Origin of the sequence: Serpentinicella sp. ANB-PHB4 (genome assembly GCF_031432315.1) — a bacterium.
Lineage (GTDB): Bacteria > Bacillota > Clostridia > Peptostreptococcales > Natronincolaceae > Serpentinicella.
This window is the reverse complement of sequence record NZ_JAVKGO010000005.1, coordinates 47,319-72,829: the sequence shown is the minus strand read 5'-3', so window position 1 is coordinate 72,829 and position 25,511 is coordinate 47,319. Positions and strand designations below refer to the sequence as shown.

Below are 25,511 nucleotides of genomic sequence, written 5' to 3'. Positions count from 1 at the left end.
TTTATATGTTAGTAGGAATATGTAATGTAACTGTAAGGATGTATGAAACAAATTCTTTAAAATCTAAAAGACAAATTATAAAAAGTTTAATTGAAAGAATTAAAGCAAGATATAATGTTTCTATAGCAGAAGTTGGGGAACAAGAAAAGTGGCAACTAGCAGAAATAGGATTTTGTTGTGTAAGTAATACCAATAAACACGCAGACTCAATGATACAATCTGTAATAAAGTTTATTGAGCAAGATGGTAGAGTAGATATTACTAATTGTAGCACAGAGATTATATAAGAAAGGACCTAAAAAACATGGGGGAAAAAATGTTATCAAAACAAAAAATTAAAAAGGTTTTAGGAACCCTTGAGGAGCTATACCCTAATGCAGAAAGCGAACTAGTTTATAACAATCCTTTTGAACTCTTAATTTCTACAATTTTAGCTGCGCAATGCACAGATAAAAGGGTGAATCAAGTAACAAAAGGATTATATGAAAAATATAAAACACCTGAGGATTTTTTGGTGCTACCACAAGAAGAATTAGAAAGACTGGTAATGAGTTGTGGTTTTTATAAAAATAAAAGTAAAAATATATTAGAAACATGTAAAATACTAGTTCATAAATATAATGGGACTGTTCCTAAAAAATTAGAAGAACTTGTTGAATTACCCGGTGTGGGAAGAAAAACAGCCAATGTTGTAATTAGCAATGTTTTTAATCAGCCTGCTATTCCTGTAGATACCCATGTCTTTAGAGTGTCTAACCGATTAGGCTTAGCTAAAAGTGACAATGTATTAGAAACAGAAAAGCAACTAATGGCCAATATTCCAAAAAAACTGTGGTCAGATGCACACCATTGGTTGATCTATCATGGAAGAAGGATATGTAAGTCAAGAGTTCCCCAATGTGAGAGATGTCCATTGTCGGAAATTTGTCAGTACTATAGAGAAAAACAAAAATAAAAAGAGGAAATTGACAATACTTGAAGAAATATGTACTAGAAACTGATGTTTTGAAAGGGTGGCATTATGAGCAATAATCTTGAGGATGAAAAATCACTTATTTTTGCACTAGATATAGGGACTCGAAGTGTAGTGGGTTTGCTAGGTACAATGAAAGAAGATAAAATACTTATTAAACACTCAACGATGGAGTTTCATAAAGAAAGAGTGATGTATGATGGTCAAATTCATGATATCGAGGGCGTTTCAAAAATAGTTCAAAAAGTAAAAGATAGTCTAGAAGACGCATCTGGAACAAAGTTAGAAGAAGTTGCAGTTGCAGCTGCTGGACGATCATTAAAGACACATCAATTAACAATAGAGAAAAAAATAGATCCAATCAAAACAATAGATAAACATTTAATCAATAGTATTGAGATTGAAGGATTACAAAACGCACAACAAATAATAGAAGAACAATCAGAAGATACCACAGAATATTTTTGTGTAGGACATACGGTTGTAAACTATTATTTAAACGGAAGTATTATTACTAATCCAGAAGGACATAGGGGAGAGACGATTAGCATTGAAATTATTGCTACTTTTTTACCTCAAATAGTAATCGAAAGTTTACATACAGTTATGAGAAAAGTTGGTTTGGAAATTAATTACATGACATTAGAGCCTATTGCAGCTATAGAAGTTGCAGTCCCTAAAAATGTACGTTTGTTAAATGTGGCTTTAGTTGACATAGGAGCAGGCACATCTGATATTGCTATAACAAAAGAAGGATCCATTGTAGCGTATGCCATGACTTCTACAGCTGGAGATGAGATAACTGAGACGATATCTAAAAATTACTTAATGGATTTTGATAGTGCGGAAGCGTTAAAGTGTAACTTATGCAAACTAGAAAATCAAAACTTTACAGACATTTTAGGCATGAACTATGAACTACGAACAGAAGAAATATTAGAAAGTATACATCCATCAATTGAATCAGTAGGCAAAGATATTGCAAATAGTATTTTAGAACAGAACGGCAAAGCACCAAGTGCTGTATTTTTAATTGGTGGAGGAAGTCAGATTCCGGGACTAACCAACGTCATATCAAATAACTTGAACTTACCTAATGAAAGAGTTGCAGTTAGAGGAATAGAAACTGTACAGAATGTCATACATGATAATACAGTCCTAACTGGACCAGAAGGAATAACACCAGCAGGTATACTAACAAAGGCAATAAACAATAAGTTAACTGATTTTTTAAGTATTACTGTCAATGAACAAAAAGTAAGGTTATTTCAATCGAAAAAACTAAAAGTAAGTGATGCCCTAGTTTTAATCGGATTTAATCCAAGGGATCTTATTCCTAAAAAAGGGAAAGCATTAAAAATATTTATTAATGGGAAACAAAAAACGATTTTTGGAGAATACGGACAACCTGCCATAGTAAAAGTTAATGGACATAGCGCAAGTCTTGATACAGCAATAAAAAATAACGATGATATAAAGATACAGCCAGCGGAACCAGGAAAAAGTGCTAGATGTTTTGTAGAAGAAGCGGTTAAAAATGAGTTTGGATTTTCAGTTAATGGCCAATTTACTGATGGCATATTCAATATAAAGATAAATGGAGATGAACCAACTAAAGAACAGATACTTAATGATGGAGATAAGATTGACTATAAACAAGTCATTACAATAGAAGACTTATGTAACCTAAAGTCAATTTCTTTTAATCAGTATGATATCTACAAAAATGGGAAGCTTTCTGAAATTAATGAAACCATAAACAATAATGATAAAATTATTATAACGGAAAAGCAGGAAGTTTTTACAAGGAAAGACGAAAATAATAAAGTTGATTATTCCAAAGGATACAAAGAATATATTAATGTAACTTACAATAATCAACCCCTAAAAATACCTCTGATTAAAGATAATATGCTTTTTGTAGATATATTTAACTTTGTTGATTTTGATCGTACAAAAGCACAAGGCCGATTAGTTTTAAAACATAATGGAAAAAACGCAAGCTATACAGAAGCACTATATGATGGTGATGATATTGAAGTATATTGGGAATAACAGCTTATAGCAAATAAAATTAATGTCTGTATCTAATGGTTATTATGGTAGTACAAAATATGATATAAGATAAGGTTTCTTAGTAAAAGTGGCGTAGCCACTTTTTTTAATTTTTTGAAAAAAAATACAAGCATATTAAGCTGATATTGCAATAAACATTAATAAGTTTAAAGATTTTGGAAATTATAAACTAAGAATATCAAATATAGAGGGGTGCTACTGTTGCAGATAAATACCTTGGACAGAAAGAAGCTATTATTTATAATTAGTATTATTGGAGCAGTCGGTTTATTAATAGGAATTGTAACATCAACATTTTTAATATTGAATAAGGACACTATTTATTCAAATGTATATGTTGAGGATGTGGATGTAAGCAATTTAAAAAAGGAGGATGCTGTAGAAAAAATAGAAAAACATTTTAGTGAGCAATTAAAAACTTTTGAATTGAATTTAACCTATGACGATGAACAATGGATTATTAGGCCAGATGATATTGAATTTAGTTATTTGTATGATGAAGCTATTGATAAGGCATATAACGCTGTAAGAGACGAAAGTTTCTTCAAAAGATTGAGCGTTATAATAGGACTAAGAAGGTCAACCTATATTATCAATTTAGTTGAGAGATATGATCAAGCTGCTTTAGATAAATTTGTTAACACGATAGATGAAGAACTAGGATGGGAAGCAACTGATGCAAAAATAAAACGTAAAAGGGATGGTTTTGAAGTAATAGAAGAAAAACCTGGCGTAAAAGTTAATACAGAGCTTTTAAGTGAAAAAATAATAGATAATATTAAAAACTTAAGTCAAAAGGATATAAGCGTTACAGTTGACTATATTGAGCCTAAAATTACAAAGGAGCTCTTAAGTAGCATTGAAGATATTATGGGTGATTTTACAACTAGTTTTAACTCGAGCACACGAGGTCGAGTAAATAACATACAGTTAGCAGCAAATAAAGTAGATGGCATTATATTAATGCCAAATGATATTTTTTCATTTGTAGAATCAGCGGGTCCATTTAATAGGAGTTCTGGTTATGGAGAAGCTCCAGTAATTGTTAATGGCATACTACAGCCTGGTATTGCAGGTGGTGTATGTCAGGTATCAACAACTTTATATAATGCAGTTTTGAGAGCAAATTTAGAAATTGTAGAAAGAAGGAATCATTCTTTACCTGTTAGTTATGTACCATTAGGACATGACGCTACAATTGCCGAAGGGTTTATAGACTTTAGATTTAAAAATAATTCTAAATATCCAGTATATGTTGAAAGTTTTGTAGAGTCTAATAAGTTATATGTCAATATATATGGAAAAGTAAGTGACCCGGTATCTATTGCCCTACACTCTGAAATTGTAGAAGTAATTCCAGGAAAAACTGAGGTAAAAAAAGACCAAAACTTACCTGAGGGGCAAAGAGAAGTAAAAATCGAAACCAAAACTGGGTACAGAGTTAACACATATAAATTGTACTATAAGGATGGAAATGAAATAAAGAGAGAACGAATATCTAGAGATTACTATCCACCAAGAAATGGAGTTGTTATAGAAGGGACAAAAGTGATCAAGAAAAATGAAACAAATAAAAGCAATTCAGATAAAGAGCAAGACATAAAAAAAGAGCATACAAATGAAGATGAGAGTGAAAAGATAGATGAAACTGAAAGTGTTGAACAAAATGATGAAAATATGCAAGATGAAGCTATTGTAGATGAAGAGAATACATCGGAAACAGAAATAGTGAATGAGGATAAAGAGGAAGATAAAGAGGAAGATAAAGAGGAAGATGAAGATAAAGAATTATAAAAAGCGCTAATCTTTTTATAATAGTACAGTTATATAATAAAAAGTCACAATCTAAAAAAAGATTGTGACTTTATTATTTAGCATGGTTAAAGCAGTATTAATTTGTTATAATTATACAGTATAAGAAGGGGGAACATATTATGGAAAAATTCTTATATGATAAAGAAGTAGAATGCCCAATTTGTAAAAATAATTTCAGTACAAAAAAAGTAAGAACTAGAGCATTAAGAGTACAGAAAAGAGATGAAGACTTCTGTGTTACGTATAAAGACATTAACCCAATATATTATCATATGTGGATCTGTCCAGAATGTGGTTATAGTGCATCCGAAAGTGAATTTAATAATGTATCAAAGGAACAAAAAGAAGTTTTCGATGATCGTGTGAGAAAACGTTGGAAGAAAAGAGCGTTTGGAAGTGATCGGTCATTTGAAGAAGCAGAAGAAAGCTATAAACTTGCAATATTAACAGGACAAATACTTAAAAAATCTCAAGGATATATAGCAAGTCTGTGCTTGAAACTTGCATGGCTTTATCGAGAGCAGAACCATGAGAAGGAGAGAGATTTTCTAAAGTATGCACTTAGTTATTTTGAAGATGCATATCAAAATGAACGTTTTCCTATTGGAGGGTTAGATGAAGTTTCCCTTGCATACCTAGTGGGAGAATTAAATAGACGTGTGGGCGATCCAAAAGAGTCTATTAGTTGGTATGCAAAAGCATTAGACCACCCGGATATAAAAAAACATAGACAAATACAGTTAAAAGCTAGGGAACAATGGAGATTAGCCAGAGAACAACATCAGAAGAAGGTAGATTAATGTCTAAATTATACTATTGTCATATGCAATTTAATAATATCCTATTGTGGGTAGCAACCAGTGATAAAGGCATTAATACAATTTTAATAGATAAAAGTAAAGAAGTCTTTATGGAAAATATGAAAAAGCGATTTTCGAATGATGAACTAGAAGAAAATTATCTATATAATAAGGAATATATCCTACAGCTATATCAATATTTATTAGGTGAACGAAGGAAATTTAGTTTGAAAGTAGACTTAGTAGGAACGGATTTTCAAAAACTAGTATGGAAAATGCTTATTGAAATACCTTATGGAAGTACGTCTTCTTACAAAGATATTGCTGCTAAAATTGGAAATGAGAAGGCAGCTAGGGCTGTAGGGAATGCAAATAATAAAAATAATATACCGATTATCATACCTTGCCATAGGGTAGTAGGAATTAATAACAAAATATTAGGGTATTCGTATGGAGAGCATATTCAAAAGAAATTGTTGAATATAGAAGGTGTAGAATTATAAAAATTTAATATAGAAAATGTATTCCTCTTCTAAATTTATGCATAAATATAATTATGCATGCATTAATTTAGAAGGGGGATTTTTATTGTCTGATTATAATATAAAAAGACCAGTTATATTCATACCCGGACTTATGGGTTCAATGGGAAAAGAAATAATTCCAATAACTGGTGAATGGGGATTTGGTGCAGCAAGATTCATTTATGAACCTTTTATCAATGGTTTAGAAGCTATGGGGTATCAAAGAGATAAAGATTTATATATATGTTACTATGATTGGAGAAGATCAAATGTTGAAAGTGTAAAAAACGCTTTAATACCATTGATAAAACAAATAAAAAAAAAGCTAAGATGCACTCAAGTAGATATTATTTGTCACAGTATGGGTGGGATTGTTGCAAGAACATATATACAAGGCCCATATTATATGAATGATGTAAACACGTTGGTTATGATTGCCGTACCTAACAAGGGTGCTATTGATGCCTATTATGTGTGGAGCACAGGTAAGCTGCTTGAACGTAAAGGGGAAAAAAGAGGATTTCAACAGCTTTTATCTAGAGGGTATATGTGGTTGTTGCAAAAACTAATGGGATTTTCTTTTGGAGAAGAACATGTTGAGGAGTTTCGTGCTATGTTTCCGTCGATTTTAGAGTTAGTCCCCACATATAATTACGAAGGAAGCTTACGTTATTATCAACACAAGTATTTAATTAGTGTTCCATGGGAGCGTATGAGAATAAAGAATAAATTAGTAAATTATTTAAATGCTTACCAACATAAACTGTACTATAGATTAAAAGAGAGTTACTGCATTATTGGAAATGGTTATAAAACAGCTGAATATCTAGAGATAAACCCCCATAAGTTTTGCCAACACAATAAAAATGATAATTATATTATAAAAGCAGCGTATACAACAAAAGGAGATGGTACGGTAACAAGTCGAAGTGCACAATTATATCCCCATTCTAATTTTATATTAAATTTTAATCATCACGGGATTGTGGAAGGGTCTTTACATCCAATTAGTCAGTTATTAAAATTAGATAATAAGTACTTGAGAGGCGTATTAGCAGACTCACCTAAAACTGTACACATATTAATGGATGGGTCACTGAATATGAATTTAAGCGTTGTTGAAAAAGCATATAATCAAAAAATAATGGTTTTTCGTAATGGAAAAGTGGAATCAAACTATGAATATATATATGAGGAATTTACGGAAAAATATAGATGGATTATATTGAAAGATATTCAAGCCGGTTCGTATACAGTCAAAATTATCGACAGCGAAAAAGATACAAAAATAAACATAATGACTGAAGACCAGGACATAGAATTACAAGTAGAGAATCCTAGTCAGCAGATTTTGTCAGCAGATTTTGTGATTTAAGATGATGTAGTTAAAGTACTGCTTGATTCCAATTCTAAACAATCGGGGCAAATACCAAAAAAACATAGCTGTTGCCTGGTAATTTTATACTTTGTACTACTCTCAACTGATGAAGTTAGTGAGGGAAAAAGTGTTTCATCTAAATCTAGTACAGTCAAACATGAAGTGCACACAAGATGCGGATGGCTTTTAGGATTCGCATCGTATCGAAAGCTATTCTCCCCTACATTAATAACCTGCACTAACCCTAGTTGAGCAAATAATTCTAATGATTTATATACTGTAGCTAAACTAATAGTAGGATAGTCAGAAGCTAGCTTTTTGTATATTGCATCAACATTTAGGTGATCGTGACTATTTTTAATGATGTTATAGATAGCTAATCTCTGAGGTGTAATCTTACATTTTTTAGATTTTAATGTCTTGACTAAATTTTTCATAATAAATCACCATTGCCTTTGTCTAATTTTATTCAAGTATATTATAATTCTTGATAAATAAACTGTCAAATAAATATTAGAAAATTCAGACATATTTATAATAAAATCAAACTAATTTTTAGAAAATAGGGATATATTATATTGACCTAAGGTGTATACAAAAGAATAAGTCAGTATTTATAAGTATTTACTGTATGAGTACAATGAGGTTCCGGCTCAAGTTGTGAGTTGTAAAAATTTAGTGGCTGACTAACTTTGACTTTCCTAGCAAATATAATATAAGATTATTTTGTAAGTAAGATTGTTTATTCACGTGAACATAAAGCTGTCGATGGCTCAAAAATATTTTGGAGGTTGTCAATAAATGAATAAAAAATTAAGTATTATCTTTTTAGTTGCAATTATGATTTTTATGGTTGGGTGTAGTGGCCAGACAAATACACTAGAAGCAATTAATGAAAAAGGAACATTAACATTTGCGATGACAGGTGCTTATCCACCTTTTAATTTTATTAATGATGATGGAGATTTAGTTGGTTTTGATATTGATATTGCTAATGCAATTGCTGAAAAAATGGGTGTAGAAGCAGATCCTATGACAGTTCAGTGGGATGGGATTATTACTGGATTAACTAGTGGTCGTTTCGATATGATTATAGGTAGTATGGCAATAACAGAAGAGAGATTAGAACAAGTAAATTTCTCTGATCCTTATTACTATGACGGAGCTCAATTCTTTGGGCATAAAGACATAGATGCCAATGATATTACTGATATCGAAGATGCTGTTGTTGGTGTTGTAACAGGAACCACCTTCCTAGACTACTTAGAGGAAAATGTTGACAATGTTAAGGACATTATGCAATTTGATAGTGATGTAGATAATATGAGAGCAGTTGAGCGTGGTCAAGCCGATGGACTTGTTACAGGACTTTTAGTTGGACTAAATGGTATCGATAGCTACGATATGCCTCTAGAAGCTGTTGGAGATCCACTGTATGTTGAAGAAATTGGAATCGCTATCCGTAAAGACGATACCGATTTAGTAGATGCAGTAAACAGTGCACTACAAGAAATTATAGAAGATGGAACATATGCACAATTAAGTGAAAAATGGTTTGGAGTAAACATATTAGAAAATTAATTTAGTGATAAAAGAAAATTTGTACTAGAAGATGGGTAATAGATCATATTGCCCATTTTCGTATTAAGGGGGAAATAAGTTGTTATTAGATTTTTTTAGTGTAGTCATAGAATATGCACCAAGGTTTATACCAGGTGTAATTATGACGTTACAGCTTTCGGTTTTATCAATATTACTAGGAACTGTATTTGGCTTTTTTGCAACGATGTTAAAAATGAGTAAGATTAAGCCATTAACCAAAGCAACAGATATTTATATTACCATAGTTCGAGGAACGCCATTATTACTTCAACTTTTCTTTATATTTTACGCTTTACCTGATTTGGGAATAAACATAGGCCGCTTTACTTCTGCCGTTTTAGGTTTAGCCTTCCATAATGGTGCATATATTAGTGAAATTTTTAGGGGAGCAATTGAGTCTATAGATTATGGGCAAAAAGAAGCTGCTAGATCCCTTGGTATGACAAGTTGGCAAGCAATGAAAAGGGTTATATTGCCTCAAGCATTTAAGCGTTCGGTTCCTGCTTTAGGAAATCAGTTTATTATTGCTGTAAAGGACTCATCTTTGGCAAGTGTAATTACAATTACAGAAATTATTATGTTGACTAGACAATATTCTGCGGCGACTTTTAATGCATGGCCAATGTATTTTATAGCTGGTTGTTATTATTTAATTATAACAACGAGTCTTTCAAAGGCTTTATTGATGCTTGAAAAGAGACTGAAAGTTAATGAGAGGTGATAAAATGGTTACAATAAAGAATTTACACAAATATTACGGTGACTTAGAAGTTTTAAAAGGAATTGATATGGAAGTTTTAGAAGGTGAAGTTGTTTGCATGATAGGATCAAGTGGATCTGGTAAAAGTACCCTTTTAAGATGTATTAATTTTTTAGAAAAGAAAAATGAAGGTGAAATATGGATTGATGGTAAACAAGTATTTAATAAAGGAAAAGATATTAACGAAATAAGACAAAAAGTTAGTATGGTATTTCAAAGGTTTAATCTATTTCCTCATATGACTGCAGTTCAAAATGTAATGGAGGGACCTTTAACTGTATTAGATGCAGATAAAGAAGAAACAAAAAAACAAGCATTAGAACTATTGGAGAAAGTGGGACTTGCAGACAAAGCAGATGAGTACCCAGCCATGTTATCTGGAGGACAGCAACAACGGGTTGCAATAGCAAGAACGCTAGCGATGAGTCCAAAGGTTGTACTTTTTGATGAACCTACATCAGCCCTTGATCCAGAGACTGTTGGAGAAGTGTTAACAGTTATGAAAGACCTAGCTAAAGAAGGAATGACAATGATAGTAGTTACTCACGAAATGAGCTTTGCTAAAGAGGTGTCAGATCGTGTTATATTCTTGAACGAAGGCGTAATTGCTGAACAAGGCACACCAGAGGAAATATTCGGAAATCCAAAGCATGAAAGGTTAAAAGCATTTCTAGGTCAATTGGCATTTTAATAAAAAACGAGCTCATCATGATTTAATTCATGTTGGGCTCATTTTATATTTAGGATTAAACTACGTTGAATTAATCAATGCAATATACAATAGAAAAAGTATTAGGACCACAATGACTTGATATAACACATCCTGCTTTAACTGTTATAATCTGTTCGCACTTAATTAATTGCGATATTTGACTGCGTAAATATTCAGCGTCTTCTTCACACATAGAGTGATTAATTATTATTTTATTAGTATTGATTTGATTTTTATCAGTATTTAGAATTTCTAACATAGAGTCTAATAGTTTTTTTCTTTTTCCTCTTATTTTTTGGTGGACATGTATTCTACCTTCAGCTAGGTGAAGAATAGGCCTTATTTTTAACATTGATCCAAAAAAGTTTTCTACAGAAGAACATCTACCGCCTTTATATAAATACTCCAGTGTATCTATAGCAAAGAAAGTCTTAACCTTTGGAACTAATTGAACAATATCATTAGAAATAGTTTTTATATCTAGTCCTTTATTCGCAAGGTCAACTGCTTTTAGAACTAAGTAACCAATACCTGCAGAGAGATTCTGTGAATCAATAACTTTAACCCTACCCTCAGGAAACTCACATGCAGCAATTTTTGCATTTTGAATAGTAGAAGATATTTGAGAAGAAAGACCTATGTAAATTATATCTTGACCTTTATCAATACAAGGTCTAAATACTTCGCAAAAATCTGCAGGAGATGGAGCGGCAGTCTTTGGTGTTTGACCTAATACCTTAACCTCTTCATATAATTTTGCGGGTGTAATATCTACACCGTCTTTATAAGTCATATTTTCATTAAACGTTACGTATAATGGAACTACTTTTATACTATTATCCCGAATAATATCTGGGGTGAGATCACAAGTACTATCAGTAATAATTTGAACATTACCCACTAAAAAAAACCCCCTTATTTAATTTGTCTATTAAAAGTTTACCATATATATATTACTAAATAAATTAAAGTCATAAAAGAATAATTTTAAATTATTTCAAATAAAAATGATAAAAGGACTCTATCCACTTATCCCTCTCTTGAAGAAGACTTTTTTCAATAAAAGTTACTTTATTGTCTTTGCTATATGATAATACAGTCATAGCACGAGTGCCATATTCATGGCTTTTTATATAAATTGAGGAAAGAAGGCGTTCCCATTTTAGTCCTACATCGGTGTTAGGAAGGTTAATATCTGGTGGGCGCTCATCATTCTTCAATATATCAAAAAGTTTACTATGAATTTGACTGTCATATGTAATAGCTTCTGATATCAGCTTTTTCCCTAATGTAACTTTGGGCCAAGGAGTATCTAAGGAATGATTACTCAGACCATATATACCCGGTGCTAATTTAAAGGCCTTATTATCTAACTTTGAGTAATAATGCAATTCATGAACATTTCCAACTAAAAGATTGAAACCTTGGTAAAGATGATGTGATTTTTTTATATCATCTAAATATTTTTCAGGTAAAGTAGAGGATTTTAAAAATGAACTAACTAATTCGCCCCGGGATCTAGAATTAATGAGTACTTTATTAGGATCTCTAAAATTTGTTAATGCTGCAAATCTACCTTCCTTAGTTATACCTAACCATGTTCCGTTTTTTTCAAGATCACGTCCGGCCAAGATTTGAGGATGATCATCCCAAAATGTGGCATGTTTTGTTGGACGATTATAAAACTCATCCCGATTACCAATAAGTAATAATGGATACTTAGGATGCACTTTGTATGCAAAAATAATAGTGCAAATATGAATCGCCTCCTAGAGCCTTATTTAATATTAAAATTATATCAGATATTTACTTTCTTTCATATTTTAATTATGATATTAATATTATATGAAAGAAAATAAATTACAAAAGGGTGTTTTAATATGATAGATAAAATAATAATAACACTTTCAAAATTTCAAGCTTACCAATGGGTAATTTTATTTTTTGCGGGATTATTAGTGATATTCTTTTTTAATATTATACATAATGCAATATTAAGCAGAAAAAAAACAAATATATATAAGAAGATTGAAATAACAAATGATCATATGACAGATTTTGAAATTGATAAATTAATTAACAAAAAGATGATTGAGTTTATAAAACCAGACAAACTTTTTTGGGAAATTGATGAAATATTTAAAGTTAAACTAAATGATAAAATCTCTTTTAATTCTAATATATATGGCTTTATCCAAGGGTATTTTCTAGGATTAAAAAGTAACGATAAAAATAAAAAGTTTCTCCTAATAAGAGTTTCAAACAATCAATCACGGAAAAAAAGAGGAGACATTTTATCAATCCCATTAGAGATGATAGACATACAAACTTTAAATATTTGGTAGTTTTATAAGTAATAATAAAAAAACTAGAGAAATATAAAAATAAAATATTTGTTTAAATTAAGGGCACATTAACATTGTGCCCATTTTATTTGTAATTTTGAGGTTATTAAATACATAAAAAACTTTTCAAAAAGCTATACTTACCACTTTTTTTAGTTCTAAAAGAGGATTTATTTCTTATATTATAGAAATATAGGGGTAGCGTACTAATAATTTAATTGGTGGTGTAGTATGGAAAAAGTAATGATTATTTATAATCCTTCCTCTGGAAAACAGATTTATAATGAAAAAATAAATAAAATTGCTAATATTTTATTAGATAATGGATATATTGTTGGAAAATTTATAACCGAAAAAGAGTACGATGCATGCGAAAAAACAATATCCTGTTGTAAAGAAGATTGGGATATAATTATTGCATGTGGCGGGGACGGCACACTTAATGAAGTTGCCAATGGAATTATACGAGGAGGAAGAAAAATTCCAGTAGCAATACTAGGAACAGGAACTGTAAATGATTTTGCTAGATCGTTAAATATACCGAAAGAACCGAAAGCTTTTTGCGATATGATTATTAAAGGAACAACAATGGATATAGATTTAGGAAAGGCTAACAATAAATATTTTGTAAATGTATCCGCTTTTGGACTTTTAAGTTCTGTAGCCCATGAAACAAAAAAAGAGAGTAAAGCAATACTCGGGCGTATTGCTTACTTTATCGAGGGGATAAAGGTATTACCAAAAGAGATAACAAACCCTATAGAAGTTTCAATAGAAAGTAAAGAATTTAATACAGAAGAAAAGATACAGATGTTTATTATTTCTAATGGCAATTCAGTTGGTGGGTTTAAAAATTTTATGCCTAAAGCAAAATTTGATGATGGTTACTTAGATTGTTTGATTATTAAAGAAACATCTATTGATTCAGTAGTATCTATTCTAAATGCTTTTTCACGCTCTGAGCACATAAATTGTAAAGAGATTGAATATTTTCAAACGAAAAAAATAACAGTATTATCAGATAGCGAAGCAGTAGTGGATGTTGACGGAGAAAAAGGTGGGACTTTACCAATGGATTATGAAGTGATTGAAAAAGGCATGAAAATATTTGTACGAAAGTACCCGTATTAAACATATATATTATTTATTAGGAGGCTTTATCAGTAAATGAAACTTAATATCGTATTACTAGAACCAGAAATACCACAAAATACAGGTAACATAGCTCGTACATGTGTTATAACTAACACAGCACTACATATAATTGGTCCAATGGGTTTTTCTTTAGACGAGAAGCAAGTAAAACGAGCAGGACTCGATTATTGGGATTTATTAGAATTTAAATATTATGATAGCTATGAAGAATTTGTTAGTAAAAATCCAGATGCAACAATATATTATGCAACTACAAAAGCCAAAAAAAAGTTTACAGATGTACAATATGAAGAAAATTGCTTCATTATGTTTGGAAAGGAAACCGCAGGGATCCCTAAAGCAATTCTTGATGCAAATCAGGAAAATTGCATAAGAATTCCTATGCTTCATATTGAAAAAGCACGATCATTAAATCTCTCTAACTCGGTAGCAATCTCTGTTTACGAAGCGCTAAGACAGTGGGATTTTCCAGGGATGATTTAAAAAGGTACTTTTGGGAAAGGGATTTTAAGATATATATCTAAAAGGAGGGAGAATATGAGTAAAATACAAATTATAACTGACAGTATGACAGACGTACCAAAAACAATAATTGATAAATATAACATAATTGTGATTCCACTTACAATTAATTTTGAGGGGGAACAGTTTTTAGATGGAGTAGAGATTAGCTATGAAGATTTTTATAATAAATTATCTCTATCAAACGAATTACCAAGTACATCACAAATTCCCCCTAATACATTTATAAAAGTATTTAAAGATGTGTTAGACCAAGGCAGAGAAATTATTTGTATTAATGGATCTTCAAAAGCAAGTGGCACACATCAATCTGCTGTACTTGCAAAAAGTGAGATTGGGTCAGACAAAATTGATGTATACGATTCATTAGGCTTATGCTTTGGGGCAGGAAATTTAGTGTATGAAGCAGCTAAAATGGCAGCTGAAGGATTAGATCGATCAAAAATCGTTGAAAAACTTAATGAACTTAAGCCACTTTCAGACCATATATTCACTGTTGATACAATGGAAAACCTAAAAAAGGGTGGTAGAATTAATCCTATGAAAGCATCTATCGCTACAATGCTAAACATTAAACCAATATTAACGGTAGTTGATGGTTTAGTTGAACCCCTAGATAAAGTAAGAGGTAGTAAAAAAGTATTTAGTAAAATGATAGAACTTGCCAAAGAACGTGGAGGAGATTTTAGTAACAAAACTGTTTGTATAGCTCATGCAAGTAGTTTAGAACGAGTACATATTCTAAAGGAAAAAGTTGAATCAGATCTAAACCCAAAGGAAGTTATTATAACAGATATTGGGTGTACAATTGGAACGCATTGCGGAAAAGGTACACTAGCACTATTTTACTATCGAACAGAATAATTATATGTAATAGAGATCATTGTATGATTTAAAGCAGAGTGTAATGTGCTAAAAACACATTCTACTCTGTTTATTGACTTGTATAGAAATAAATATCATTTTTATGTTAAAGAATTTTAAAAAAGGGTAATATAGTTAGTGGATACAAAAGCGTAAAAATGGAATGATTATAATAAAATTGATTGGAACAAGGAGTGTTTTATATGGAAAAAATATATGATGTAGTTATAATAGGTGGCGGTCCTGCAGGTTTATCAGCAGCACTATATGCCACAAGAGCCAAGCTTACAACAATTATGATTGAAAAAGAAAAAACAGGTGGACAAATAACTAGTACAACAGAAGTAGCCAATTATCCTGGTTCAATTGAAAATGCAACAGGTGATTCACTATCAAATAGAATGGTGGAACAGTGTAAAGAGTTTGGGGCGGAACTACAAAAAGATGAAGTACAAGAAGTTAAACTGGAAGGCGAAATTAAAGAAGTAGTCGGTAAACAACAAACCTATAAAGCGAGATCAATTATTGTGGCTACAGGTGCTTCACCAAGGTATCTTGACGTTCCAGGTGAAAAAGAATTTACAGGAAAAGGCGTTTCTTATTGTGCAACTTGTGACGCAGACTTCTTTACGGGTTTAGAGATATTTGTAATTGGTGGAGGCGATTCTGCTGTTGAAGAAGCATTGCTGCTTACTAAGTTTGCTAGAAAAGTAACCATTGTTCATAGAAGAGATGAATTTAAGGCTGCAAAATCAATACAAGAGAGAGCGTTTAAGAATCCTAAAATTGATATAATATGGGATACAGTAATTGAAGAAATAAAAGGCGAAGGTTTAGTTCAATCAATTAAAATGAAGAACTTAAAAACAGATGAAGTTACTGAGTACAAAGCCAATGAGGATGAAGGAACCTTTGGAATTTTTGTATTTGTAGGGTACTTACCAGAAACACAATTATTTAATGGGATTCTAGATATGGATGGAGCCCATTATATAAAAACCGATGAAAACATGAACACGAATATTCCAGGGGTATTCGCAGCAGGTGACTGTAGAGTCAAAACTTTAAGACAGGTTGTAACTGCAGTTTCTGATGGCGCAATTGCGGCAATACAGGCAGAAAAGTATATAGAAAATACATTTGATGATCAGTAAGTAAAACGGATAAAATTCTTTTGTAATGATCTAAACAATTAAGGAAATTGTATAATTAAACTATCTATAAGATAAGGTTTGATTATGCAATTTTTTTATTTATGAGAAGATACTAACTGTTAATGTATTTAACAGTATCTGAGTGTAGAATAAATTATTGACTGTTTGGAATAATTAAAGTAAGTGCTTAGTTCAAAAATAGTAATTAATATAAAAGCCAGTAAATAAGGTAAATATTTAGAAAGGGGGAGAAAAAATAACAGGAGGTAAAACCTATGAAATTAAAAAGAATATCATCACTTTTAATTGTTACTTTGTTAATGACTACTATAGTAATTGGATGCGGCAGTGAGCAATCAGAGGATGATACAACAGATCCAATAACGCAAACTAATCGAGTAGCAATGGTAACAGATGTTGGTGGAGTACAGGATCAATCTTTTAATCAAGCAGCTTGGGAAGGATTACAAAAAGCTGAAAATGATTTTGGCATAGATGTTGCTTATAGAGAGTCGAACCAAGAGGCTGACTATGAACCGAATATTGATGATCTTGTAAATGCTGGATATGATTTTATCTGGGGAGTTGGATTTAAAATGGCTGATGCAATCCAAGAAGCTTCTTTTAATTATCCAGATCAACTATTTGGGGTAATTGATTATTCATATGGGGAAGAAACACCGGAAAATGTTATAGGGGTTATTTTTAAAGAAGAAGAGGCCTCTTACTTAGTTGGATTAATTGCAGGGGAAATGACTGAAACGAATAGAATAGGTTTTTTAGCCGGTATGGACTCAGATGTTATTCGTCGTTTTCAATATGGGTTTTATGCTGGTGTAATGGATGCCAACCCTGATGCAGAGTTATTATATCAGGATGCTAATAGTTTTGATGATGAGGCATTGGGTAAATCAATTGCCAATCAATTCTATCAACAAGGAGCGGATATTATATTTCATGCTGCTGGAGCTACTGGTACGGGAATGATTGAAGCTGCAAGGGAGCAAGATAGGTGGGCTATTGGTGTAGACAGAGATCAAAATTACTTAGCTCCAGATCATGTATTAACATCTGCTATGAAGGGTGTTGATTTGGCAGTATATGAAGTTGCTGAACAACTTAAAGATGGCACCTTTGAAGGCGCACAAACCATAGTATATGGATTAGCAGAGGGTGGTGTAGATATTGCACCAACATCGGATAAAAATGTACCTGAAGAAATCTTACAACGAGTAGAAGAGGCAAAACAACAAATTATAAACGGTGAAATTGATGTTCCTGCTACTAGAGAGGAGTTCGAAGCACGTTAGAATTATGAGAAAATATTCCAGATTACTACTCTGGGATATTTTTTTTGTAAAATAGGAAAGTATAAGACTAAAATCATTATTATAGCACTAAGGAGGACGAATATGGATGGGGAAGTAAATATTGATTTTTCAAATAAAATGGTCGAGATGAAAAATATAGTTAAAAAATATGGAGACTTTGTTGCAAATGATGATATAAGTATAAAAGTTCATAAAGGTGAAATACATGCACTTTTAGGTGAAAATGGTGCAGGGAAATCGACATTAATGAACATACTATATGGATTACATCAACCAACTTCTGGTGAGATATATATAAATGGCGAGAAAATTCAGGAAAATAGTCCGGCATTGTCTATTGAAAAAGGAATAGGTATGGTGCATCAACATTTTATGTTAATACCTAATTTTACTGTTTCTGAAAATATTATACTAGGGATGGAGCCAGTACGTAAATGGAATCAGCTAGATATAAATAAAGCAAAAAATGATGTAAGTGAAATATCCAATAAATATGGACTGCGAGTAGATCCTAATTATAAAGTCCAAGACATTAGTGTAGGAATGCAACAGAGAGTTGAAATATTAAAAGCGTTATATAGAGGTGCGGAAATACTTATCTTGGATGAGCCTACGGCTGTACTTACGCCCCAAGAAATAAACGAACTTATTATTATTATGAAAAATCTAACGAAACAAGGAAAATCAATTATTTTGATTACACACAAACTTAAAGAAATAAAAGACGCTGCTGACTTTTGTACAATTATACGAAAAGGAAAAATGATAGATACTGTAAATGTCAAGAAAGTAACTTCGGATGAACTCGCTTCTAAGATGGTAGGTAGGGAAGTGAGCTTTGAAGTAGAGAAAAAACTACAAGCACCTGGCAATAGTGTACTTAAGGTTTCAAAGCTGTCAGCAATGAATAACAGAGGCATTCCAGCTTTAAGGGAACTTGACTTAGAAGTTAGATCGGGCGAAATATTAGGTATAGCTGGAATAGAGGGAAATGGACAATCGGAGTTGGTAGAGGTTTTAACTGGATTAAGAAAGGCTTTAAGTGGTTCAATTAAAATAAATGGTGAGGAAATACTAAATGAAATACCTAAAAAAATAATGAAATCAGGTGTAAGTAATATACCAGAGGACAGACAACGAAGAGGACTAGTATTAGATTTTAGTATTGCAGAAAATATTGTTTTGCAAAATTATGAAAGAGAACCTTTTTCAAAAACCTTTGTTTTAAATGAACAAGCAATAAAATCTTTTTCTAAAGAGTTAATAAAGAAATTTGATATAAGACCTACAAACGAAAATATAAAAGTAAAAGCCCTATCCGGTGGAAATCAACAGAAGGTAATTATAGCAAGAGAGGTGACAAATGATCCCGATTTACTAATTGCAACTCAGCCTACTAGAGGACTTGATGTGGGAGCTATAGAGTACGTACATAAATCCTTGGTCAATCAAAGAGATAAAGGAAAAGCTGTTTTATTAATTTCTTTAGAACTTGATGAAATAATGAGTATATCAGACAGGATAGCAGTAATTTACGAAGGAAAAATAGTTGATATTTTAGATATAGCAGAAGCAAATGAAGATAAACTGGGTTTACTAATGGCTGGAGGTAAAAAATAATGTCTAGAGGAAAACGTTTTAAAGGTAAGATGTTAGATCTAATTTTAAATAAAGACTTAAAACTTACGCTAATTTCTATAGCATTAGGATTAATAACCGGTGGAATGATCTTACTAGTTGCAGGATTTAATCCATTTAGTGCATATCAACTAATGTTTTTAGGGATGTTAGGGTCAAGTCGTAATATTGCATGGACGGTAGTTCAATCCACACCACTTATTTTAACAGGACTGTCTGTAGCATTTGCATTCAGAACCGGTCTATTCAATATTGGTGTTGAAGGCCAGTTTATAATTGGTGCTTTAGCAGCAGCTATGGCGGGATATCTATTAAACTTACCCGCTATTCTTCACATACCTATAACAATTATTGCTGGAATGTTAGCCGCAGGATTATGGGCAGCAATTGCAGGTTTTTTAAAAGCAAAATTTGGAGTACATGAAGTTATAGCGACAATAATGCTTAACTGGATCGCTTTATATTTAAATAATTATTTTCTTGAATTTGACTTTTTTAGAAGACCTTCTAGTGAATCTTCCCATCGTATTCAAGAAAGTGCATCCATAGCGATCGGATGGCTACGAGACATTGTTGGACCAGCCGTAAGAGTAAATTGGGGTATTGGCATAGCTATTTTAACAGTTATAGTAATTTCGTTCATTTTAAAAAGAACCACACTGGGATTTCAACTAAGAGCAGTGGGCTATAATCGAGATGCAGCTGAGTATGGAGGAATCAATGTTAATAGAAACATCGTTCTTTCTATGGCAATAGCCGGGATACTAGGCGGTATGGGAGGAGCTTTACATGTAATGGGTGTTTCAAGACAAGTAAGTGTATTGGCAACGATGGAAGGCTTTGGGTTTAATGGGATTGCAGTAGCACTCATTGGAAATAATACACCTATAGGCGTTCTTTTTTCAGCATTTTTATTTGGTGGCATATCATACGGAGGAAGAAATATGCAAAACATTGGTGTGCCCACAGAAATTATAAGTATTGTAATAGGCGCAATTGTTTTTTATATAGGTAGTTATAGACTACTGGATATCGTACTTAAAAAGTCAAAGCGAAGTAAGGGGAGAAATATTGAATGATTAATAATATAGCACTTATTATCAGTATCACTTTAATGTATTCTACACCTCTTATATTTGCAGCATTAGGTGGTGTAATGTCTGAAAAATCAGGGGTTATTAATATTGGATTAGAAGGCATGATGACAATAGGTGCATTTGCTGGTGCTGCAGCAGGAGTACTTACAGGGAATCCCTGGGCAGCTTTTTGTATCGCGGGAATTGCCGGTGGTATATTTGGGCTTATACATGCACTAGCATCTGTAACTTTATATGCAAATCAAGTTGTTTCAGGCATAGCAATAAATTTTATTGGGCCTGGAATTGCATTGTTTTTAAGTAGAATTATTTTTGAAGGCGCAACAATGACGCCTCTTATCCCATTAGAGAATAAGATGCCCCGTCCATTTAATAATTTATTTACCCTCTTAAACAATAGGTTGCCAGAACCATTAAATAATTTTTTTGCACGAAACTCAGTTATGGATCTAATTTTTAATCAATATATAACCGTTTATATGGCATTTGTCCTAGTCGCAATAGTTTGGTTTGTATTATACAAGACAAAAACCGGACTGCGAATAAGGGCGGTAGGAGAACATCCAAAAGCTTCGGATACTTTAGGTGTTAATGTTTACAAAATTAGATATTTTTGTGTTATAATATCAGGAGTATTGGCAGGATTTGGAGGCGCGTCACTAAGTTTAGCAATAGTTTCTACTTTTAGAGCTACTTTAGTTTCTGGTCAAGGGTTTATTGCACTAGCTGCAGTTATATTCGGCAAATGGAAACCTCAAGGGGCACTAATTGCTTGTCTTATTTTTGGCCTAGCTACTGGACTTAGAATATACTTAGGTGGTGCCACAGTAGGGTTAGACATATCAGAGAATTTGCTATCGATGTTACCTTATATAATAACCTTGATTGCCCTAGTTGGTTTTGTTGGTAAATCTGTAGCACCAGGTTCATTAGGAATACCATATGAAAAAGAAGATTGATTATGCAATAAATATGCCAAATGCATCTTAATTACGCTTTATTAAATTAACTTTTAATGATATAATATTACCGAAGGTCTAATGACGAATAAAGGGTGATATTATGAGAATGGGCTATGGCTTGCACTTAGAACAAACACAAAAACTAGTTATGACACCTCAGTTAAAACAAGCAATACAGATTCTACAATTTACATCAATGGAGTTAGAAAAATTTATAGAGACTGAACTTGAAATAAATCCTGTACTTGAAGTTGATATTGCTGAAAAACCATATGGAGAAGCAGATGCAGAAAGTAAAAAAATTGATTGGAAAGAATACGTAAAAAAGGATAGTTCTAGTTATAGTGTTCAAACAAATTCAGCAGATGAAGAGAACGAATTTAGTTTTGAGAGTGTAACATCAAAAGAGACAAGCTTACAAGAACACCTTTTATTTCAATGTCACTTAACCTTTTTAAATAATAACCATAAAAAAATAGGAGAATATATAATAGATAGCCTTGATGAAAATGGATATTTAACATTACCCTTAGACGAAATAGCAAAAGACTTAAAAACAGATGTCAATATAATAGGTGATGTTCTTGATATTATTCAAAATTTCGACCCTTCAGGAGTTGCTGCAAGAAATCTTAACGAGTGCTTATTACTACAATTACGAAATTTAGAAGTGAAAAACGAAAAAGTATTTACAATCGTTGAGAACTATTTAGAAGAAGTAGCATCAAGAAAATATCCACTCATTGCAAAGAAAATAGGTATAAAAACAACAGAAGTCCAAGAAATTTGTGATTTTATTAAAACCTTAGAACCAAAACCGGGTAGAAAGTTTTCGAAAATTAACAATAACTACGTTATACCAGATGTGATCATAACAAAAATTGGCGATGAATACGTGACTCAAGTAAACGATAATAAAGTGCCAAGGTTAATTATAAGAGATGATTATAAGAAACTTCTGTTGAGTGAAGAACAAAACGAAGAGGCAGTAAAATATTTAAATGATAAACTTAACTCAGCAGCATGGTTAATTAAAAGTATTGAACAGAGAAGACAAACAATCTATAATGTTGTTCAATCTATATTGAAGAAACAAAAACAATTTTTTGAAAAAGGAAAAAAACATCTACGACCAATGACTCTAAAGGAAGTTGCAGAAGAAATAGAAGTTCATGAGTCAACTGTAAGTAGAGCTACAACCGGCAAATATGTCGAGACACCAATTGGTGTATTTGAACTTAAATACTTTTTCTCTAGTGGTGTAGAAGGATTTTCAGGAGAAGAATATGCTTCAGAAAGTATTAAAAATTATATAAAAGATATTGTAAATGAAGAAGACGCTTCGAAACCATTAAGTGATGATAAAATTGCAAAACAATTAGCGATAAAAGGAATAAACATCTCCAGACGTACAGTAGCAAAATATAGAGACGATTTAAATATCCCACCTTCATCAAGAAGAAGGCGATATTAAATATATATAATTATAACAATTTAATTAAAATTATAGGAGGTTATGTTTTGAGTATTAAAGTAGCAATAAATGGATTTGGAAGAATTGGTAGAAATGCTTTTAAAGTTGCTTTAGAACAAGAGAGAGACTGGGAAATTGTTGCCATTAACGACTTAACAGATGCAGAAACACTTGCACATTTATTAAGATATGATAGTTTGTATGGCAAGTTTAATGGTACAATTGAAACCACTGAAAAGGGATTAATTGTAAATGGAAAAGAAATAAAAGTAACAGCAGAAAGAGATCCTGAACAGTTACCATGGAAAGAATTAGGGATTGACATAGTTATAGAGGCTACTGGTATTTTTAGAAGTAAGGAGCAAGCTACAAAGCACCTTAATGCAGGAGCTAAAAAAGTAGTAATTACGGCTCCTGCTAAAAAGGAAGATATAACCGTTGTAATGGGTGTAAATGAAGACAAGTATGATGCTAAGAACCATCATATTATTTCAAATGCTTCATGTACAACAAATTGCATAGCACCTGTTGCAAAAGTTATAAACGATACATATGGAATCAAAAGAGGTCTAATGACAACAATACATGCTTACACAAATGACCAAAAAATATTAGATCTACCACATAGTGATTTAAGACGTGCCAGAGCTGCAGGCCAATCAATTATTCCAACAACAACTGGGGCAGCAGAAGCTGTTGCACTTGTGTTACCAGAATTAAAAGGAAAACTAAGTGGAATGGCAATGCGTGTACCAACGCCAACAGTTTCGGTTGTTGATTTAGTTGTTGAACTAGATAAAAACGTAACAAAAGAAGAACTTAATAAGACCCTTAGCGAAGCAGCAGCAAACTCACTAAAAGGTATTTTGGAATATTCAGAGGAGCCTTTAGTATCTGTTGATTACAAACAAGATCCTAATTCTTCTATTGTTGATGGATTATCAACAATAGTAACTGGAGATAACATGGTGAAAATTGTATCATGGTACGACAATGAGTGGGGATATTCAGTAAGAGTAGTAGATCTTGTTTCACATATTGTTACTAAAGGATTATAATCAGAGGGTCCGATTTTATATTTTATAGAATCGGGCTTTTGATATGTATATTTTTATAGGAGGACTACTTTATGAAAACATTTAATAAAAAAACTGTAGAAAATATAGATGTAAACAATAAAAAAGTACTAGTAAGATGTGATTTTAACGTACCAATGCAAGACAATAAAAATATAACTGACGATCGCAGAATAAGAGCAGCTTTGCCAACTATTGAACACTTACTAGAAAAAGGTGCTTCTATTATACTTATGTCTCACTTAGGTAGACCAAAAGGGGAAGCAAAAAAAGAATTCTCCCTGGAACCAGTGTCAGAGAGACTATCCCAATTATTAGATAAATCTGTAATCTTTTCAGACGATGATGAAGTGCTGGGAAATAAAACTAAATTAATTGCAAAAGATTTAAAGCCTGGACAAATTCTACTTTTACAAAATATGCGCTTTAGAAAAGAAGAAGAAGAAAATGATACTGACTTCTCTAAAGAACTAGCTTCTTTAGGGGATATTTACATAAATGATGCCTTTGGCACTGCACATAGAGCTCATAGCTCAACAGCTGGGATTGCAGACTTTTTACCATCAGCAATGGGATATCTAATCGCAAGAGAGGTAAAGGTAATTGATGAGGTATTAAATGCACCTCAAAGACCACTAGTAGCGATTTTAGGAGGAGCTAAAGTTTCTGACAAAATTGGCGTAATTGAAAACTTACTTAATACAGTAGACACTTTATTAATAGGAGGCGGAATGGCCTACACATTTATTAAAGGAATGGGGTATGAAGTGGGACAGTCGCTATTAGAAGAAGATAAAATTGATTTAGCTAAAGAATTAATAATTAAATCAAAAGAACATAATGTTGAACTGCTACTCCCAATTGATGTTGTTGTTGCTGAAAAATTTGATGCAAGTGCAAAGCACTATATCACATCGATCAAGGATATTCCTAAAGATATGATGGGATTAGATATTGGAGAAAAAACTAGGAAGTTATTCGAAGAAAAAATTAGCAGTGCATCAACTGTAATTTGGAATGGCCCAATGGGTGTTTTTGAAATGCCAGCTTTTGCAAAAGGGACAGAGGCAGTAGCCGCTTCTATGGCAAAAAGCAATGCAAAAACAATTATTGGCGGAGGAGATAGTGCTGCCGCTGCAGAAATGTTAGGATATTCAGATAAAATGAATTATATATTAACTGGTGGAGGAGCATCATTAGAACTACTTGAAGGCAAAATGCTACCAGGAATTGAAGCGATAGAAAACATCTAA

Annotated in this window: 25 protein-coding genes; 22 read left to right on the top strand and 3 right to left on the bottom strand. The window is 32.1% G+C overall.

Translation table 11 applies throughout. The features are described from left to right. Nucleotides 1–5: 5 nt before the first annotated feature. The 7 genes from RH915_RS05800 (at nt 6) to RH915_RS05770 (ending at nt 7,563) form a co-directional block, all read left to right on the top strand. Nucleotides 6–287 carry a DUF503 domain-containing protein gene (locus RH915_RS05800; RefSeq protein WP_310478530.1) on the top strand — a complete coding sequence of 94 codons (282 nt, stop codon included), beginning with the start codon at nt 6–8 and terminating at the stop codon, nt 285–287. A 29-nt stretch (nt 288–316) separates the two neighbouring features. Then, nucleotides 317–955, top strand: a complete 639-nt coding sequence (gene nth / locus RH915_RS05795; protein WP_310478528.1) for an endonuclease III — start codon at nt 317–319, stop codon at nt 953–955. 66 nt (nt 956–1,021) lie between these two features. Beyond that, nucleotides 1,022–3,028: a cell division protein FtsA gene (locus RH915_RS05790; protein WP_310478527.1), complete on the top strand. Its 2,007-nt coding sequence runs from the start codon at nt 1,022–1,024 to the stop codon at nt 3,026–3,028. 222 nt (nt 3,029–3,250) lie between these two features. Next, nucleotides 3,251–4,843, top strand: a complete 1,593-nt coding sequence (locus RH915_RS05785) for a VanW family protein (RefSeq protein WP_310478525.1) — start codon at nt 3,251–3,253, stop codon at nt 4,841–4,843. 140 nt (nt 4,844–4,983) lie between these two features. Then, on the top strand, nt 4,984–5,664 hold the full coding sequence (locus tag RH915_RS05780; RefSeq protein WP_310478524.1) for a DUF2225 domain-containing protein: 681 nt from the start codon (nt 4,984–4,986) through the stop codon (nt 5,662–5,664). After that, entirely contained in the window at nt 5,664–6,167 is a 504-nt protein-coding gene (locus RH915_RS05775) for a methylated-DNA--[protein]-cysteine S-methyltransferase (protein WP_310478523.1), read from the top strand. The genes RH915_RS05780 and RH915_RS05775 overlap by 1 nt, the downstream gene beginning before the upstream one ends. Before the next feature lie 85 nt (nt 6,168–6,252). Continuing rightward, entirely contained in the window at nt 6,253–7,563 is a 1,311-nt protein-coding gene (locus RH915_RS05770; RefSeq protein ID WP_310478522.1) for a lipase family alpha/beta hydrolase, read from the top strand. On the opposite strand, the gene RH915_RS05765 is transcribed toward RH915_RS05770, so the two are convergent. Continuing rightward, nucleotides 7,560–8,003, bottom strand: a complete 444-nt coding sequence (locus RH915_RS05765; protein WP_310478521.1) for a Fur family transcriptional regulator — start codon at nt 8,001–8,003, stop codon at nt 7,560–7,562. The genes RH915_RS05770 and RH915_RS05765 overlap by 4 nt on opposite strands. A gap of 364 nt (nt 8,004–8,367) precedes the next feature. On the opposite strand from RH915_RS05765, the gene RH915_RS05760 reads away from it, so the two are divergent. The 3 genes from RH915_RS05760 (at nt 8,368) to RH915_RS05750 (ending at nt 10,619) form a co-directional block, all read left to right on the top strand. Then, complete coding sequence (locus RH915_RS05760) at nt 8,368–9,147, top strand: ABC transporter substrate-binding protein (RefSeq protein ID WP_310478520.1); 780 nt, start codon at nt 8,368–8,370, stop codon at nt 9,145–9,147. A 79-nt stretch (nt 9,148–9,226) separates the two neighbouring features. Next, nucleotides 9,227–9,889, top strand: a complete 663-nt coding sequence (locus tag RH915_RS05755) for an amino acid ABC transporter permease (RefSeq protein WP_310478519.1) — start codon at nt 9,227–9,229, stop codon at nt 9,887–9,889. Nucleotides 9,890–9,893: 4 nt separating this feature from the next. Then, nucleotides 9,894–10,619: an amino acid ABC transporter ATP-binding protein gene (locus RH915_RS05750; protein ID WP_310478518.1), complete on the top strand. Its 726-nt coding sequence runs from the start codon at nt 9,894–9,896 to the stop codon at nt 10,617–10,619. 70 nt (nt 10,620–10,689) lie between these two features. On the opposite strand, the gene RH915_RS05745 is transcribed toward RH915_RS05750, so the two are convergent. Further along, the gene (locus RH915_RS05745; RefSeq protein ID WP_310478517.1) at nt 10,690–11,541 is read right to left on the bottom strand and encodes a DegV family protein; all 852 of its coding nucleotides are present in this window, start codon (nt 11,539–11,541) and stop codon (nt 10,690–10,692) included. Between the two features lie 91 nt (nt 11,542–11,632). Continuing rightward, nucleotides 11,633–12,385 (bottom strand): NRDE family protein, encoded by a 753-nt coding sequence (locus RH915_RS05740; protein ID WP_310478665.1) that lies wholly within the window; start codon nt 12,383–12,385, stop codon nt 11,633–11,635. Nucleotides 12,386–12,520: 135 nt separating this feature from the next. Here RH915_RS05740 and RH915_RS05735 point away from each other — a divergent pair, with 135 nt between their 5' ends. The 12 genes from RH915_RS05735 to RH915_RS05680 all read left to right on the top strand — a co-directional run bounded on the left by RH915_RS05735 (nt 12,521) and on the right by RH915_RS05680 (nt 25,511). Continuing rightward, complete coding sequence (locus RH915_RS05735) at nt 12,521–12,985, top strand: hypothetical protein (protein WP_310478516.1); 465 nt, start codon at nt 12,521–12,523, stop codon at nt 12,983–12,985. 231 nt (nt 12,986–13,216) lie between these two features. Then, the gene (locus tag RH915_RS05730) at nt 13,217–14,116 is read left to right on the top strand and encodes a diacylglycerol/lipid kinase family protein (protein WP_310478514.1); all 900 of its coding nucleotides are present in this window, start codon (nt 13,217–13,219) and stop codon (nt 14,114–14,116) included. Nucleotides 14,117–14,152: 36 nt separating this feature from the next. Further along, entirely contained in the window at nt 14,153–14,623 is a 471-nt protein-coding gene (gene trmL / locus RH915_RS05725) for a tRNA (uridine(34)/cytosine(34)/5-carboxymethylaminomethyluridine(34)-2'-O)-methyltransferase TrmL (RefSeq protein ID WP_310478513.1), read from the top strand. Between the two features lie 54 nt (nt 14,624–14,677). Further along, complete coding sequence (locus RH915_RS05720) at nt 14,678–15,526, top strand: DegV family protein (RefSeq protein WP_310478511.1); 849 nt, start codon at nt 14,678–14,680, stop codon at nt 15,524–15,526. Nucleotides 15,527–15,729: 203 nt separating this feature from the next. After that, nucleotides 15,730–16,680 (top strand): thioredoxin-disulfide reductase, encoded by a 951-nt coding sequence (trxB, locus tag RH915_RS05715; RefSeq protein WP_310478510.1) that lies wholly within the window; start codon nt 15,730–15,732, stop codon nt 16,678–16,680. A gap of 275 nt (nt 16,681–16,955) precedes the next feature. Next, nucleotides 16,956–17,990 carry a BMP family lipoprotein gene (locus RH915_RS05710; RefSeq protein ID WP_310478509.1) on the top strand — a complete coding sequence of 345 codons (1,035 nt, stop codon included), beginning with the start codon at nt 16,956–16,958 and terminating at the stop codon, nt 17,988–17,990. A gap of 102 nt (nt 17,991–18,092) precedes the next feature. Next, a complete protein-coding gene (locus RH915_RS05705) occupies nt 18,093–19,631 on the top strand; it encodes an ABC transporter ATP-binding protein (protein ID WP_310478507.1) in 1,539 nt (512 codons plus the stop codon). Further along, nucleotides 19,631–20,728: an ABC transporter permease gene (locus RH915_RS05700; protein ID WP_310478505.1), complete on the top strand. Its 1,098-nt coding sequence runs from the start codon at nt 19,631–19,633 to the stop codon at nt 20,726–20,728. Before RH915_RS05705 ends, RH915_RS05700 begins: the two co-directional genes overlap by 1 nt. Further along, nucleotides 20,725–21,705, top strand: coding sequence for an ABC transporter permease (locus tag RH915_RS05695; protein ID WP_310478503.1), 981 nt, complete (start codon nt 20,725–20,727; stop codon nt 21,703–21,705). The genes RH915_RS05700 and RH915_RS05695 overlap by 4 nt, the downstream gene beginning before the upstream one ends. Nucleotides 21,706–21,808: 103 nt before the next feature. Beyond that, nucleotides 21,809–23,182, top strand: coding sequence for an RNA polymerase factor sigma-54 (rpoN, locus tag RH915_RS05690; protein ID WP_310478502.1), 1,374 nt, complete (start codon nt 21,809–21,811; stop codon nt 23,180–23,182). A gap of 47 nt (nt 23,183–23,229) precedes the next feature. Beyond that, nucleotides 23,230–24,240: a type I glyceraldehyde-3-phosphate dehydrogenase gene (gap, locus tag RH915_RS05685; RefSeq protein WP_310478501.1), complete on the top strand. Its 1,011-nt coding sequence runs from the start codon at nt 23,230–23,232 to the stop codon at nt 24,238–24,240. Between the two features lie 71 nt (nt 24,241–24,311). Beyond that, nucleotides 24,312–25,511 (top strand): phosphoglycerate kinase, encoded by a 1,200-nt coding sequence (locus tag RH915_RS05680; RefSeq protein WP_310478500.1) that lies wholly within the window; start codon nt 24,312–24,314, stop codon nt 25,509–25,511.